Genomic DNA, 15,805 nt, shown 5'->3' on the forward strand with positions numbered 1-15,805 from the left:
CCAGAGCGGAGTACGGCGTCTGCGAAGCCGGCTTGAGCACCATGGTGCAACCAGCGGCCAGCGCAGGGCCGGCCTTGCGGGTGATCATCGCGGCCGGGAAGTTCCACGGCGTGATGGCCGCGGTAACGCCGATCGGCTGCTTGATGACGATCAGGCGCTTGTCGGCCTGGTGCCCCGGGATGGTGTCGCCATAGACGCGCTTGGCTTCTTCGGCGAACCACTCGATGAAGGACGCTGCGTAGGCGATTTCGCCCTTGGCCTCGGCCAGTGGCTTGCCCTGCTCGATGGTCATCAGGCGCGCCAGGTCGTCCTGGTTCTCCAGCATCAGCTCATACCAGCGACGCAGCTTGGCGGAACGCTCCTTGGCGGTCAGTGCACGCCAGGCCGGCAGCGCCTTGTCGGCCGCTTCGATGGCGCGGCGGGTCTCGGCCGCACCCATCTTCGGCACGGTGCCGATCACGTCACCCGTGGCCGGATTGGTCACCTTGATGGTCTGGCCGCTGTCGGCATCAGCCCAGGCACCGTTGACGAAAGCCTGCTGGCGGAACAGTTGAGCGTCTTTCAGTTGCATGGTGAGGTCTCAGAATAATTCAGACTTGAAAGCGGCCCCGAAGGGCCATCACAAAGAAACTGGTCAGACCTGTGCGCTACGCGTGCGAAGCTCAGTGTTTAGAATCCTGTCATTCTCGGAGTAGTCCACAGGGCAGTCAATTACGTGAACGCCCGGGGTGCTGATGCAGTGTTTCAGCAGCGGAAGGAAGCCTTCGGCACTTTCAACTCGGTGCCCATTGGCACCATAGGCTTCGGCGTATTTGACGAAGTCCGGATTACCGTAATCCAGACCGAAATCGGTAAAGCCCATGTTGGCCTGCTTCCAGCGAATCATGCCGTAGCCATCGTCACGCAAGATCACCACCGTGACATGCATGCCGAGTCGTACGGCGGTTTCCAGCTCCTGGCTGTTCATCATGAAACCACCGTCACCGCAGACGGCGACAACCGGCCGGTCGGGATAAACCAGGTGGGCGGCCATGGCCGATGGGAGGCCTGCGCCCATGGTTGCCAGAGCGTTGTCGAGCAGCACTGTGTTGGGCCTGTGCGCTTTGTAGTTACGGGCGAACCAAATCTTGTAGATGCCGTTATCAAGGGCGACGATGCCGTCGGAAGGAAGTGCGCTACGAACATCTGCGACGATACGCTGCGGGTAGACCGGAAAACGGCTGTCGTCAGCGCCTTCGATGATCTGAACCTCATTGGCCTCGCGGATGTTCAGCAGGCGGGTGAAATCCCAGTGTTCAATGTCAGCGGTATCTAGGGCCTCACCGATCTGCCAGATGGTATTGGCGATATCACCGATCACCTCAATCTGCGGGAAGTAGACGGCGTCGACTTCGGCGGATCGGAAGCTGATGTGAATGACCTCGGTACCGCCATGCACCATGAAGAACGGCGGTTTTTCGATTACGTCGTGACCGATATTGATGATTAGGTCGGCTGCCTCCACGGCACGATGCACGAAGTCACCGGACGACAACGCAGCGTTGCCCAAGAAGCGCGGGTGACGCTCATCAACCACACCCTTGCCTAGTTGGGTCGTGATGAAAGGGATACCGATTTTGTCAATCAACTGCTTGAGAACCTTAGCGGTCATCTTGCGATTGGCGCCGGCACCGAGTACCAGGATCGGATTACGCGCGGCCTTCAGCTTGCTGACTGCTGCATCAATAGCTTTGTGCTCGGCGAGCGGACGGCGATGCAGGCTTGGTGGAATCGGCAAGCTTTCGGTTTGTTCGGCAGCGATATCCTCCGGTAGCTCTAAGTGCACAGCGCCAGGCTTTTCTTCCTCAGCGAGGCGGAAAGCTTCACGCATGCGAGCCGGAATGTTGTCAGCGGAAGCGAATTGATGGGTGTACTTAGTGATGGGATCCATCATCCCGCAGACGTCGATGATCTGGAAGCGGCCCTGCTTGGACTTCTTGATCGGCTTCTGGCCGGTGATCATCAGCATCGGCATACCGCCTAGGTAGGCATAGGCACCCGCCGTGACAAGATTGGTGGCGCCAGGGCCAAGGGTCGACAGACTTACACCAGTCTTGCCAGTGAGCCGCCCATAAGTTGCCGCCATGAACCCTGCTGACTGTTCATGCCGGGTGAGCACTAACTTGATTTCGGATTTGCGTAGCGACTCCAGCAGGTCGAGGTTCTCCTCCCCTGGTATTCCGAACACATACTCGACGCCTTCGTTTTCCAGGCATTGAACAACGACATCAGCGGCCTTGGCCATTCTACTCAAATCCTCAATATTTCATGGGCTGGGTACAACCTCTCATGTCTAAAGTAATGTGAGGTCGACTAGCGGGGCGAATGCACCTGCGATTAAAACTAGTAAAGCCGCGATCGGCTACTTTCGGATCTTCTACGAAGGTGCTGCTGCAGCAACTCACGCAAAAAATTGTGACGAGCTTTTTATATGCAGATCATCCAAGAAGGGCCGAGACACACCTCAGTAGGCTCGGCCCTCTCTGCAGCTTAGCCTTGAGCTAAAGTCGCTTCAGCTTTTCGCAGCTCACGAGCATTTCGATGCCCGATAAAGAACACCAGAATAACCCCTACGAAGCACATACAGGCCAGCGGCAACAGTGCGAGTGGGAAGCTGTTGGTGTGGTGCCGAATAACACCGACAAAGTAATTCAGAGTCCCCGTTCCGATGTGGCCCAGAGTGTTAACGGCTGCAATTCCGACTGCCAAAACTGCTGGCGACAGTGTTTCCGAAGTGAGAGCCCAGAAAGGCCCTTTCAACGCGAAGTTACTGATGAGCACCATAGAGAGCAGAATCAGCGTTACGGTGAGCGAATCGGTCAGCAAGGTAGCCGCGAAGCTCAGGCCCGTGATCGCCAGTGGTATGGCAGTGCTATACATACGATCACCGATCTTGTCGGCACGAATTGCCCAATAGATCATGAAAACCGCACCGATCCCAAAAGGAATCATGTTCAGCAAGCCAGTTTCCATCTCTGTGAGACCAAAGCTTTTGAGAATCTGAGGCATCCAAAGAGAAAGGGTATTACTGGTTGCCGAGATGCTCATGTAGATGACGGAAAGCAATAGTACGTACTTATTGGTCATTGCCGCCCAGATCTTACCCATGCCGTGCTTGGCTTTCTTACCATCGCCTTTGACCTCACGCTCCTTGCGTTCTTCTTCCAGCTTATTGGCGAGCCAATCTTTCTGCTCCTGAGTCAGCCAGCGGGCCTCTTTGCTGTTACTTGGAAGAATGAATAACACCAAGATCCCGAGGATCACCGCTGGGGCCGCTTCAAGCATCAACAACCACTGCCAACCTCTGAAATCCAAAATCCCATCCATCTTCAGAAGCAAAGCGGAAAGCGGCGAGCCGATGAAGTTAGACAGCGGTACAGCTACCATGAACACGGCGACGATCCGAGCCATGTAGGCTTTTGGGAACCAAGTGGTGAGGTAAAGGATGACACCAGGAAAGAAGCCCGCTTCTGCCGCCCCCAAAAGGAAACGAGCGATGCCGAAAGAGATGGGGCCAGTGATGAAAGCAGTACAAAAACCAACAATGCCCCAGGTGATCATGATTCGGGCAATCCAGCGACGGGCACCGAATTTTTCCATCGCCACGTTGCTGGGCATTTCGAAGAGCACGTAAGCAACGAAAAATAGAGTTGCACCAAAACCAAACATGGTGGCGGTCAAGCCGATGTCGTCATTCATCGTAAGGGCTGCGAAGCCGATGTTGACTCGGTCGATGTAAGCGATGAAGTAGCAGAGCATCAGGAAGGGAATGAGCCGGATGGTCATCTTCTTGATCGTAGCCTTCTCGATGTCAGCCACGCTTGCGTCAGTGCGCATGGTGTTTCCTCTCTATTTTTAGACTTATTTGAAAACTGCGGCCATGGGCCCAGTCTCGGTCGACTTAGCGCAGTCGATCTGCGGCAGCCTTCGCCAACTGCATTCGTCTTCAGCGCACAGGCTCAGACATGCTGTTATCTCGGCTTACAGCCACCCTGGATGAGTTAGTCGCTCGGCGCAGTGCGTTGCAAAACCAGTGCTATTCCAAATGCTCATGGCGCTCTATCAGGACAACCCGTTGGCACGCCTGGCGTCCCTACCTGCACACGCGCTCCACACGTGCGATCTCACCGTGCCCCAGACAGAAAGAAGCTGATTTACCGTTCCAGGCAAACTCGAAAACAGGCGGTCTCTCGAGATTGTTTATTTTGCAGCAGAAACGCCATTAGGCTACGCCTGTAAAATTGAGCTTGTCAACGCGCAAACGCAACCAAGGCGTATCTCTAACCCCACAAACCTGTCGCACCAACATCTATTCGACGAATCTAAAATATTCATGCTTTTGATTTTTAAGGGTTTTTTATATTAAACGCATACCGCAATCACAGGAGCGATTTTCAAGGCTGGGAAGCGCCACCTGCTCGAATATGCGTTTGATATGCCATAACAGCAATAGCCATTATGATCGCTCAACCACCTCAGGTGAGTGGACGCCCTGTTTTTGAAGCGGCAGCGCTCCTAGCGCTTGATGACTAGATTGCGAACCCAGGCAGGACGCTATCGGCATTGCACCGTGGATTCGGCTAAGGACAAAAAGAGGCGCTTTCCAAGTTACTCAGCCTGATAGCACCTGCGCTCCTGCTGTAAACGCGCTGCCAATCAGGCAGCAGCTGCAGGCAGACCTGAAGACGCCTACCGAACTACGGCTGTTTGAACCTTCATTTATGGAAATCAGACGCGCGATAGGATTGCCGTCATCCAGGGGGATTCGTGCTCCGAAATGGTTGGATCATTTCATCAACCAGCTGCACAAGACCGGCCTCATCGAGGGAGCGACCAAGCGAGATGAGATCACTGGTGTTTCGGCACCTTCCGACTGAAGCTGTAGTGCGCTGCGATGAGCTAGGCCTTGCGGCACCCGGCCATGGGTGCCGCCTTATCTATAGCAATCAGAAAATACTCTTGGTCACTCGGATCATCGATGGACTGCTGCTACCCAAGTAGTCATTGCTGGCAACCAGAGTGGATGTCAAACAGGGTAAGCCTCATACAGCCTGAGCAAGCGCCCACATGAACGTTTCATGCACAAAGCAACGCTTGTCTGCCATGCCAGAGAAAATAGCGGATCCTATAAGCAATAGGATTCGCTTCAGGCATTAATGAATTGCTTTAGAGGGAGCATACGTCTGCTGGAACCCAAACATCACCCGTCATGATTCGGCGAGCAGATCGGCTCATTACCGCTTTGGACACAACCCACTTTCCATTCACCTCACGAGCCTCTGCCCCGACAGCCAAACTTCCAGATGGGTGACCAAACCGTATTTGACGCCCGCTTGCATCAGGTACCAGCTGATTGACGATGGTTCCAGGGATCATCGCGGCGACTGCAATAGCTACCGCACCGGTACCCGTCATAGCGTGGTGGAGTTTGCCCATCGAAAAGATTCGAACATTGAGATCAAGGTCATCAGGATTGATCGACTTACCGCCTGCGGCAACATAAGCAATAGGCGAGGAAATGAACGCAAGCTTAGGTGTGTGGGGACGATTGCGAGTCGCTTCTTCTGCGGACTTGGCCAGCCCCATGCGCACGGCCGCGTGAGAACGAATCGCCTCAACACTAGCTAGCAAATCTACGTTTTGATTGATCTCCGCTTGGAGCTCATTGCCTCGCAGACCCAGAGCCTCGGCCTGAATGAAGATTGCCGGATTGCCTGCATTAATCAGTGTCAGCTTGACCTCACCGACCCCAGGAACCTCAAGGGTGTCGACCGGGCTTCCGGTCGGAAACATGCTACCGCCGTCGCCATCATCGCCACCGCTAGGATCAATAAACTCGAGCTTGATCTCGGCAGACGGGAACGCAACACCATCCAGCTCAAAGCGACCTTCTTCGATTACCTGCCCATCACGCATAGGAACATGAGCGATGATCCGAGCACCGATATTCGCCTGCCAGATACGGACAATTGCGATGCCATCCGCAGGGGCATCGACAAGGCCCTGACTAATAGCGAAAGGCCCGACTGCGGAAGTGAGATTTCCACAGTTTCCAGACCAGTCGATGACGGGACGATCAATGGCGACCTGGCCAAAGCGATAGTCGACATCACAGTCGTCTCGCTCAGATCGAGCGATGATTACAACTTTGCTAGTGCTAGAAGTGGCACCGCCAGTTCCGTCTATCTGCTGTCCATACTCATCAGGGCTGCCCACCACCCTAAGTAGGATCCGATCTCGGAGGGCCTGATCTTTGGGCAAAGCGTCATCGCAAAAAAAGACCCCTTTGCTGGTACCGCCGCGCATGTAATGAGCTTTGAATGACTTCTGTGACATGACACCACCCTCAATCTAAATTGCGCTTATTTATACTAAAGCGCAATTGTCTCATATTTTTTAACGGACGCCAATTTGCAGGCTGGATGCAACATGGGCAGGGATGTGTATATTTGAGCGATCTGACTGAATCTTAAAAAGAAAAACGCATGACCACTGACTTGACCAACAGCCAGCGAAAGGCGCTTCGCGAGATAATTAGCTACGTACGCCGCGAGCAGCTCGCCCCTGGCGCCCATCTGCCTGAATGGACGCTCGCCAAGCTCATTGGCACATCTCGATCACCGGTGAAGATCGCGCTGGAGTGCCTCGTAGGTGTTGGCTTCATGCGCTATGACCGCAATCGCGGATATCACCTGGAAGGAGAGATCGACTCATTGCCAAGCGAGGTGCTAGATCTCCTCGGAGAAGGCGATGACCCGATGTATTTGCGACTGGCAGAAGCTCGCTTCGATGGTCTTCTACCGGACTCGGTCACCGAGGCCGATTTGGTGCGATTGCTCAACGCTACGCGCAGTGAGGTGAGTAAGGCGCTTGGCCGGGCACAAAGTGAAGGCTGGGTCGAGAAGGAAGTGGGCTACGGTTGGCGCTTCCTACCAATGATCGACTCGCTCGAAGCCTACGACGACATGTACAGCCTGCGAATTGCCATTGAGCCGGCGGGCATTCTAAGCCCTAAATTTCGCCCTGATCTCGAAGAGCTCCAGATGCTGCGCCAGGAGCAAATGAGCATCTTGAACGGTGGCTACAAGACGATGACTAGCATTGATCGGTTTGAGTCAAATGCACGCCTTCATGAAACGATTGCCAAATGGTCAGGTAACCGATTCTCGCTGCAAACTCTTCGTCGCCTCGATCAAATGCGCAGGTTAGTTGAGTACCGTCAGGCCCGACACGAGCTTCCCCGTCAAGAGCTTGCGCAGGAGCACATCCACATTCTCGATGCGATCAGTCAGGGCGATAATCTCTACGCAGCGAGTTTGATGCGCCAACACATCGAGGATGCAAGGCGCAAGAAGGCCGTTTCCAAAGTCTTCGAACATCCCATTAAGAGCGATCATCCAGCGTCAGGATGACCCGTTTAAGCTCCGATCTACTCGTGCAGCCGCTCATCGGCTGCGCGCTGAAAGCTCCTGACGTAGCCAGTGGATCATCTGCATCTACTGCGCCGAGCACCTTCATTTTGCCGGGAGCGATTGTCATCACTCGGCTAATGGCTCAAGTAACGTCAGCTAAGCGCGTTTCTTGTTCGTGATGGCCGCATCGTGCCGAGTTGCGTTGACAGGCCGCAGTGCGCATGCGTGTTGACAAACACAATTCAATCGAAATAGTCTGATTGCGCTTTATAAAATAAATACGCAATCTGTGATTTGTATGGCGTCGGATTATCAAGTTGTAAACGGCGCACCTCATCTCAGCCACAAGCAAGTGCAGTGGTTAGTACCCATCTAGCGTGCCGTTGAGGCTCTGTCTCAATGCGTTCAGCGCGTTCGTCTCACTCCCAAGGCGTTATCGCGCGCATGCCTGGGTAAGCGGCAGACCACTACGTACCCCCTGATTAGCACATCGAGAATGATAATAATGACCGATTCCAAGTACTTCGACAGTCTTCGTACCTTAGAGGCAGAGGATGGAAGAGCCCTGTCCTACCACTCATTGGATGCGTTGGAGTCTGCAGGCTATCCTGCGATTTCTCGGCTCCCGGTCGTCATTCGAATTCTTCTGGAATCAGTGCTGCGTAATTGCGACGGCAGCAAAGTTCTGACGAGCCATGTTCAAGATCTCGCTAGCTGGCGGCCCAATGCCAAGCGCGAGCGAGAGATCCCTTTTGTGGTAGGACGTGTGCTGCTGCAAGATTTTACCGGCATTCCCCTGCTGACGGATCTGGCCGCCATGCGCAGTCAGGCTAGCAAGCGAGGTGCCGATCCGAAATTGATCGAGCCGCTAGTGCCCGTGCACATGGTGGTTGATCACTCCGTTCAGACTGAATTCTCCAATGAGCCTAACGCCCTGCGTAAGAACATGGAGATTGAGTTCCAGCGCAATCGTGAACGCTACGAGTTGATGAAGTGGGGAATGCAAGCCTTCGATACATTCAAGGTGATCCCGCCGGGAATCGGGATCTGCCATCAGATCAATCTCGAGTACTTGGCACAGGGCGTTATCGAGAAGGACGGTGTGGTTTATCCAGATACCCTGGTCGGGACTGATAGCCACACAACCATGATCAACGGAATCGGGGTCCTCGGTTGGGGGGTAGGCGGCATCGAGGCAGAAGCTGGCATGTTGGGCCAGCCGGTTTATATGCTGATGCCCGACGTCGTGGGGGTAGACTTGACGGGAGAGCTGCGCCCAGGAGTTACGGCTACTGATGCCGTCCTGCAGATAACTCAAACACTCCGGGCTGCTAAGGTCGTTGGCAAATTGGTGGAGTTCTTCGGCGAGGGGGCGAGGTCGCTTAGTGCGACCGACCGCGCAACAATCGCCAATATGGCACCTGAGTACGGTGCTACCACCGGCTTCTTTCCGGTCGATGAGAAGACTCTTGATTACTACGCCCACACTGGTCGCAGTGACGATCAGGTCAAGCTCATACGCCGGTACTTCACTGCTCAGGGACTGTTCGGGTCGCCTGCAAGCGGAAGCATCGATTATTCCCAGGTGATCACGATCGATCTCGACCAGATTGTTCCTTGTGTTTCCGGCCCCAAGCGTCCTCAGGATAGGGTGGATCTTGCCGCCCTCGGCTGCCGTTTTGACGAGGTCATGCTGCAGGATGCCAAGAGCGGTGGATATGCCAAGAATGAAGAGCAACTGGAGCAGCGTTTTCCGGTAAGCACCCGCTCGGTCGATGGCAGTAAGGCCGACTACGAGGTTGGCCACGGCGATGTGCTGGTCGCGGCAATCACGTCCTGTACGAATACCTCCAACCCGGAGCTGCTTATCGCGGCAGGATTATTAGCTCGTAATGCGCTGCGGCACGGCTTGCGAGCCAAGCCGTGGGTGAAGACGCTTTTTACCCCGGGCTCACGCGTAGTCTCCGCCTATCTGCATGATGCTGGACTGATCGCCCCGTTGAACGAGTTGGGTTTTGGAATCGCGGCCTACGGTTGCGGTGCATGCGTCGGCAACATCGGCCCACTGGAGCCGGCGTTGGAGAAGGTGGTCGTTGGCGAAGATCTGGTTTGCAGTGCGGTGCTATCCGGAAACCGGAATTTCGAAGCTCGTATCCACGCCAATCTACGTGCAAATTTCCTAGCCAGCCCACCGCTTGTGGTGGCGTTCGCGTTGGCGGGAAGCACTCGTGCGGATCTCACCAGGGTTCCGTTGGGCCACGATAAAGATGGCGAGCCAGTAATGCTCGCAGACGTCTGGCCGAGCAACGACGAGATAAAGGCGCTCAGCGTAAAAGCAGGCAACCCCAAGCTGTATCAGGAGTGGTACGCCGACCTCACGCGCGATCACGATCTGTGGAACGGCATCACGAGCGCGACTGGAAATGTGTATGACTGGCCTGCTTCTACCTACGCGGCAGAACCGGACTTCTTCGATACGAGTATCGCTGCCAAACCGATCAAGAATGCTCGCGCGCTGGCGATCCTTGGCGACTCTATCACCACCGACCACATAAGCCCTGCAGGCTCGATCTCCGCAGGTTCAAGCGCAGGACGCTGGCTCATGGAGCATGGTGTTGATCAGAAAGACTTCAACACCTATGGCGCTCGACGCGGCCACTTTGAAGTCATGGTCAGAGGGACTTTTGCCAACGTCCGTCTGAAGAATCAGATGTTGCCGTTGAAAGCTGATGGCTCGGCTGACGAGGGGCCCTATACGCTGCTGCAGCCCACTGGTGAGCGCGTAGGCCTGTTCGAGGCATCTCGCCATTACCTGGAAAAAGAGACGCCTGTTCTAATTTTTGCGGGTGATGAGTACGGCACTGGGTCGAGCCGTGATTGGGCTGCCAAAGGCACGCGCCTACTTGGCGTCCGGGCCGTGATAGCCAAAAGTTTTGAGCGTATTCACCGCAACAATTTGGCAGGGCTGGGTGTGCTGCCGCTGCAGTTTAAGAATGGTCACGACGCGCAAGCACTTGGTCTCGACGGCTCGGAGCATTTTGATCTACTCGGAATCGATGATGGCGTCGAACCTGGGCAGGACGTCGTGCTGAGCATCACACGTAAGGACGGCACCAAAGAAGAGGTCGTACTTCTTGCTCGAATCGATACTGCGATCGAAGCCACCTACTTCCAAAACGGTGGGATTCTGCCCTACGTCCTTGATAGCCTGCTCGCGCCGGCCAGCAAGGTTGCAAATAGCCAGCGCAAAGTCATGTCGTAAGAGCCTTGCGTCACTGACCTCACGATCATTTACAGCCCATCACTTGATGGGCTTTTGTCGAAGAACGGGACGATGACATGAATGAGTTACTGCATATCGTGAAAGGCGAGCTTGCTCCAGAAGGAGTACTGCGAGCAGCGATCAACTTTGGAAATCCGGTCTTGGCGCAACCCGGGCACGACGGTTCGCCACATGGCGTATCCGTTTCTCTTGCCAAAGAGCTGGCGAGCGAACTGCAGGTTGAGCTTGAGCTGATTTCTTTCGACGCCGCGGGAAAGGTCTTTGCGGCGATGCAAGATGGCGTATGGTCAATTGCGTTTCTTGCAATAGAACCCGTTCGAGCGGAGCAAATCGATTTCAGCGAGCCCTACGTAATCATTGAAGGCACTTACCTGGTCAAGGATGACTCGCCCTACACTCATTGTGATCACTTGGATAATGATGGAATCAGGATTGCCGTGGGGCAAGGGGCTGCCTATGACTTGTACCTAAGTCGAACACTGCAGAAGGCGACACTAGAAAGAGCATCAACCTCCTCGGGGGCAGTTGATCTGTTCATTTCTGATGCCCTTGATGCGGCAGCGGGGGTACGGCAGCCCCTTGAGCTGTTCGCAGCCAGCAATACGGGTTACCGGGTTCTGGAAGGCGGATTCACGGCGATTCGTCAGGCGATGGCGGTGCCTAAGCAGCATAAGCAAGCCGCAGCCTATATCCAGACATTTTTGAGCAAGCGGCTTGAAAGCGGTTTTATACGGGGTGCCTTACTCGCAACCGGCCAGACCGATGTAAGCGCGCCGAGGTGAGTGAAAGCTATCCTGTCGACATTGCTACGCCTAGTGACCTCTAGCCAGTATTTATAGCGCCTGCTCTATAAGGCGAACAGTTAGTCGAGCGAGGCCTTCCAATATGCATGCGGCTCGTCAGAGATCTTGGCCAACGTCGAAGCCGCGCATCACTTGCTAGATAACGTTGTAGCCTTGCTCTCGGATCGTGGATACACCCGCGCAAACAGCCCCGACTTTGCCTTGCACCTTCTTGCCCCGTCTAGATGCGCGTGCATTCGCTCCGCTGCCGCTTCAAGATCGCCTCGCTCGACACAATCCAGAATTTCAAGGTGCTCTAAAACTTGGCCATGCCAATGCTTGCGAGAGAGATTCAGGCGGGATTCCACAATCGCACGTAACGCATTGATCCGTCTAAGGGACTGCAAGGCAAACCTGTTGCCGGAAAGCTTCGCAAGCGTTTCATGGAACATTGAATTGGCTTCGAAAATCTCCCACGGAGTCATGCTCAAGTATCCGCCGTCGGCAATGTACTGCTGCTGATCTCTGCAAGCTTTCAGCTCACAAGGATCGGCAGTAAACGTCGAGCTGCGCAGCCCTGCCGTTTCAATGGACAGGCGATAAAAGTAGCTCTCCTCATAGGCCGCCAGTGAGTCGATTATTGGCAGGATGCTCCAGCCCTGCCCTTTTCGTAACACTGCCCAACCTTCCTTTTGCATGCGAAACAATGCGGCTCTGAGGCTGCTGCGGGATTCGTTGAGCTCTCGCATCAAGGCAATCTCGGTAACGTGTTCAGGAAGCTGTTGGTCAAGCTTTAGCGCTACCAGCCTCTGGTAAACCGAATCTTCGTCCTTTGCAGAAAATTCCAGGATGAGTTCCTGCAGTGCTTCTGCAGCGCGTGCCAGGAAAAAACCACGATTGTGTTCATGCCTCAGAATTCCACACTCAGCCAGATGTACCAACGCGGCCTTAACAGGCGTTCGGGAGACATTGAGCAGCCTTGAAAGGTGCAGTTCCACCAAGTGGTGGCCGGCAGGTAGGCGGCGGGAACGCACGTAATCCAGTATTTCGCGAGCTATGCGTTTCTGCAGCTGGGTTAGCGTCATTCAGCTGAACCTGAAGGTTGGGATTTAGTTGGCTTATGCATCGGCGATACCGTGGAAACTCTTCAGTGGGCTAGCCATCAGCACGTTCTGAACTTGCTGGCTGTCTCCTTGCGGCATCTGCGGCAAGGAATCAGGTGATGAAAATCATTTTACGCAATTGCGTTTTATGGTCAACAAGCTCAGTATCGTAGCCTCATAAGTCGAAATCAGTGCGCTTTTAGATGCTAATAAGCAAAACTGAGACGAAAAGCGTCCAATAAAGATAAAAATGAGGCTTGAAATGATGAGTACCAATCCCTCCAGTAAGACCCCGCGAGTTGCACAAGAGCCGCGCCGGCCAACCCTCCCACATTAATCACTGTGCCTACTTTGAGGTGGCGTACCCCTACGCCGCCAAAATGCCGCTGTGGCGTGAATAGAGGAGTAATGCTGTGTTGACGGTTCTCGGTTTCTCCATGGTTACCTGCTTCATGTATCTGATCATGACCAAGCGCATGACTGCGCTGATTGCGCTGATGCTGATTCCAATTGTCTTCGCAGTGATCGGTGGGTTCTATAACGGGCTCGGAGGCATGATGCTGGATGGCATCAAGACACTCGCCCCGACTGGTGTGATGTTGACTTTCTCGATCCTCTATTTCGGGATCATGATCGATGCTGGTCTCTTTGATCCGTTGGTTCGCTTCATCTTGCGTTTGGTTAAAGGAGATCCCTTGCGGGTGAGTGTGGGCACTGCTGTGCTCACACTACTGGTGTCACTGGACGGGGACAGCTCAACCACGTACATGATTGCCATTGCTGCGTTCCTGCCGCTTTATCAGAAGCTGGGGATGAGCGTTCTAGGGCTTACGTGCATCGTCAATATCGCAAGCGGCATCATGAATATTTCGCCGTGGGGTGGGCCGACTGCGCGAGCGGCAGCTGCGCTGCATGTGGATGCGATGGATATCTTTCTACCGATGCTGCCGGCCATGGGACTGGCGTGTTTAACGCTTATATTTACCGCGTTCCTTATAGGTCAGCGCGAGCGCAAGCGGCTTGGCGTCATTGATGTTACGGGCTTTGGTGAAAACCTGGCTCTGGGTAATGGCAATGCTGAGGAGTGTGAAGCTGCACGGCGCCCACGCATGTTTTGGCCAAATCTTATTCTTACCACAGCTCTGCTTGTCTGCCTTGTTGTCGGACTGATGCCGCTTCAGGTTCTATTCATGGTCGCCTTTGGCATCGGCTTGATGCTCAATTACCCGCGAATTGAGGAGCAGAAGGAGCGAATTGGTAGCCACGCTTCAAATGTACTTGCAGTTACATGCGTGATTTTCGCTGCCGGTATTTTCACCGGGATCCTGCAAGGAACCGGAATGGTAGACGCGATGGCCAACAGCTTACTGGTTGTTATTCCTGAAAGCTTCGGCCCTTACTTAGGGGTATTCACAGCTCTTGTCAGCCTGCCATTCACATTCTTCATGTCCAATGACGCGTTCTACTTTGGAATTTTGCCCGTCCTCGCACAGACTGCTGCAAATTACGGCTTCACCACTGTGGAGATCGCAAGGGCATCGGTGGTTGGTCAGCCGGTACATCTTTTGAGTCCACTGGTGCCGTCACTATATCTCCTGGTCGCACTGGCCAAAGTAGATCTGGGTGACCATCAGCGCTTCACTCTCAAATGGGCGATTCTTGCGTGTATGGCGCTACTTGTTGGCGCTCTGCTGACTGGCGCATTCCCGCTTTACTCGACCGTCACCCCATAAGAATCTAGAGCGTGATGTTCTGGCCAGGGATTGGCCGGAACAGCAATTCTCTACCGCTTATTACTGAGCAGTCTCTTTCAGCGACAGGCCGGTATATATCGGGCCAAGCTCACTCTCGAAGCAGGTCATTCCATCGCGAGCGCAGCCGAAAAACGGGATACGGCATCAATATCGCGCTCAGGCAGCGACGGGTGTATCGCCCGGACAATGGCGTCACGACCCTCGAAATTCTGGCCGCAATGATCAGAAACCAGGTCGGTTTGAGGGGGTGGTTTAAATCTGTCGTGAAGTCGAACGTCAGATGTTGGGTTACGCCCAGGCCCCGGGTCGTCAAAACGATCGGGGCGCGAGGAGATATGCTTCAAGAGCGACCACGGGAAAGCCGAGCATGGCCGCTCTGTATCCGAGCTCTAGCCGACTATTTTAGCCATTCAGCCACTCTTTCCGGGTTCTTGGCGATCCAATCCCTTGCGGCAACCTCTGGCTTGGCGCCCTCGTTAATGGCGAGCATCACTGCGCCAACCTCATCGGAAGTCCAGGTGAATCGTTTCAAGAGCGCCACTACCTCAGGAGCCTTCTCATTCACGGTAGGATTGATGACGGTATCAACGCGTTCAGCATCTCCGAAGACTTTCTTTGGATCATCTAGAAAGTGCAGCTTCCACTTTGCAAACATCCAGTGGGGAACCCATCCCGTCACCACGATTGGCTTTTCTGCGCGAATGGCTCTGGATAGCGCGATAGTCATAGCCGGACCTGAGCTCGGCATCACTCTGTAATCGAGCTCGTATTGCTTCAACGCATCTTCAGTCCGACGCATGATGCCCGCGCCAGCGTCGATGCCGGTTATTTGCCCGTTGAGCTCGGACTTGATGCCGTTGAGATCCTCGATGCTTTTGGCATCCATGTAGTCTGGTACCACCAAGCCTATCCGGGCACCTTCGTAATTGGTGCCAAGAATCTCAACCTTGTCTTTGAATTTCTCGTAGTAGTCGCCATGGGTCGCCGGTAGCCAGGCAGAAAGAAGCACATCCAGATCCCCTCTGGCTACGCCCTGCCACATTATGGCCGGCTCTGCCGGCTGCAGTTTTACCGGATAGCCAAGCTTTTCGTGGATGATCTGGGTCACGACATGGGTCGTGGCCACGCTGTCATCCCAACCGTTGACGAAACCAAATGAAAGTTCAGGTTTTTCGGCTACTGCATTGGCAGCCATACCTAGACTCAATGTGGCCGCGCCGAGGCCAGTGATGATGTCCTTCAAAGAGAGCATGTGGGAAGTTTCCTTATGATTATTGTTGGCGATGATTACTCGCGGTAGTGGTACTGCTTGATAGTCGGGCTAACGATACCGAGATGTCGCTAGCCAGATTTTGAGGGTCAAATGGGCGATCTCGTTCAAGTGAGATGCGGTATCCGCCATCACGATCAACCCGGGTTCGGTTAGCGTCCT

At 54.4% G+C, this 15,805-nt stretch carries 10 protein-coding genes; 4 read left to right on the top strand and 6 right to left on the bottom strand.

The genetic code is table 11. From position 1 onward, the window contains the following. The 4 genes from QRN22_RS23240 to prpF all read right to left on the bottom strand — a co-directional run. On the bottom strand, positions 1 to 571 hold a 571-nt coding region (locus tag QRN22_RS23240; RefSeq protein WP_285404146.1), incomplete at its 3' end, for an aldehyde dehydrogenase family protein. Positions 572 to 634: 63 nt separating this feature from the next. Next, on the bottom strand, positions 635 to 2,284 hold the full coding sequence (locus QRN22_RS23245; RefSeq protein WP_042553970.1) for an acetolactate synthase large subunit: 1,650 nt from the start codon (positions 2,282 to 2,284) through the stop codon (positions 635 to 637). Positions 2,285 to 2,529: 245 nt separating this feature from the next. Next, positions 2,530 to 3,876 carry an MFS transporter gene (locus tag QRN22_RS23250; RefSeq protein WP_042553969.1) on the bottom strand — a complete coding sequence of 449 codons (1,347 nt, stop codon included), beginning with the start codon at positions 3,874 to 3,876 and terminating at the stop codon, positions 2,530 to 2,532. Between the two features lie 1,329 nt (positions 3,877 to 5,205). Then, the gene (prpF, locus tag QRN22_RS23255) at positions 5,206 to 6,375 is read right to left on the bottom strand and encodes a 2-methylaconitate cis-trans isomerase PrpF (protein ID WP_042553968.1); all 1,170 of its coding nucleotides are present in this window, start codon (positions 6,373 to 6,375) and stop codon (positions 5,206 to 5,208) included. 149 nt (positions 6,376 to 6,524) lie between these two features. Between prpF and QRN22_RS23260 the strand changes: the two genes are divergently transcribed. From QRN22_RS23260 to QRN22_RS23270, 3 genes are all read left to right on the top strand, one after another. Continuing rightward, the gene (locus tag QRN22_RS23260) at positions 6,525 to 7,451 is read left to right on the top strand and encodes a GntR family transcriptional regulator (protein WP_042553967.1); all 927 of its coding nucleotides are present in this window, start codon (positions 6,525 to 6,527) and stop codon (positions 7,449 to 7,451) included. Positions 7,452 to 7,956: 505 nt separating this feature from the next. Continuing rightward, the gene (gene acnA, locus QRN22_RS23265) at positions 7,957 to 10,713 is read left to right on the top strand and encodes an aconitate hydratase AcnA (RefSeq protein WP_042553966.1); all 2,757 of its coding nucleotides are present in this window, start codon (positions 7,957 to 7,959) and stop codon (positions 10,711 to 10,713) included. Positions 10,714 to 10,790: 77 nt separating this feature from the next. Then, a complete protein-coding gene (locus QRN22_RS23270; protein WP_042553965.1) occupies positions 10,791 to 11,516 on the top strand; it encodes an ABC transporter substrate-binding protein in 726 nt (241 codons plus the stop codon). Between the two features lie 149 nt (positions 11,517 to 11,665). Here the strand turns inward: QRN22_RS23270 and QRN22_RS23275 are convergent, their stop codons facing one another. Continuing rightward, positions 11,666 to 12,601 carry a GntR family transcriptional regulator gene (locus QRN22_RS23275; RefSeq protein WP_042553964.1) on the bottom strand — a complete coding sequence of 312 codons (936 nt, stop codon included), beginning with the start codon at positions 12,599 to 12,601 and terminating at the stop codon, positions 11,666 to 11,668. Between the two features lie 431 nt (positions 12,602 to 13,032). Here QRN22_RS23275 and QRN22_RS23280 point away from each other — a divergent pair, with 431 nt between their 5' ends. Then, positions 13,033 to 14,352, top strand: a complete 1,320-nt coding sequence (locus tag QRN22_RS23280; protein WP_042553963.1) for a CitMHS family transporter — start codon at positions 13,033 to 13,035, stop codon at positions 14,350 to 14,352. Positions 14,353 to 14,770: 418 nt separating this feature from the next. Here QRN22_RS23280 and QRN22_RS23285 read toward each other — a convergent pair whose 3' ends face one another. After that, positions 14,771 to 15,625, bottom strand: a complete 855-nt coding sequence (locus QRN22_RS23285; RefSeq protein WP_042553962.1) for a glycine betaine ABC transporter substrate-binding protein — start codon at positions 15,623 to 15,625, stop codon at positions 14,771 to 14,773. Positions 15,626 to 15,805 lie beyond the last annotated feature (180 nt).

The sequence above is a fragment of the Pseudomonas sp. MEJ086 genome, assembly GCF_030209025.1.
GTDB lineage: Bacteria > Pseudomonadota > Gammaproteobacteria > Pseudomonadales > Pseudomonadaceae > Aquipseudomonas > Aquipseudomonas fulva_A.

What these genes read in the sequence shown, in the direction of transcription:
- QRN22_RS23260 (WP_042553967.1), top strand. Translation starts at nt 6,525, where the DNA reads ATGACCACTGACTTGACCAACAGCCAGCGAAAGGCGCTTCGCGAGATA.
- QRN22_RS23270 (WP_042553965.1), top strand. Translation starts at nt 10,791, where the DNA reads ATGAATGAGTTACTGCATATCGTGAAAGGCGAGCTTGCTCCAGAAGGA.
- QRN22_RS23275 (WP_042553964.1), bottom strand. Translation starts at nt 12,601, where the DNA reads ATGACGCTAACCCAGCTGCAGAAACGCATAGCTCGCGAAATACTGGAT.
- QRN22_RS23285 (WP_042553962.1), bottom strand. Translation starts at nt 15,625, where the DNA reads ATGCTCTCTTTGAAGGACATCATCACTGGCCTCGGCGCGGCCACATTG.
- acnA (WP_042553966.1), top strand. Translation starts at nt 7,957, where the DNA reads ATGACCGATTCCAAGTACTTCGACAGTCTTCGTACCTTAGAGGCAGAG.
- QRN22_RS23250 (WP_042553969.1), bottom strand. Translation starts at nt 3,876, where the DNA reads ATGCGCACTGACGCAAGCGTGGCTGACATCGAGAAGGCTACGATCAAG.
- prpF (WP_042553968.1), bottom strand. Translation starts at nt 6,375, where the DNA reads ATGTCACAGAAGTCATTCAAAGCTCATTACATGCGCGGCGGTACCAGC.
- QRN22_RS23245 (WP_042553970.1), bottom strand. Translation starts at nt 2,284, where the DNA reads ATGGCCAAGGCCGCTGATGTCGTTGTTCAATGCCTGGAAAACGAAGGC.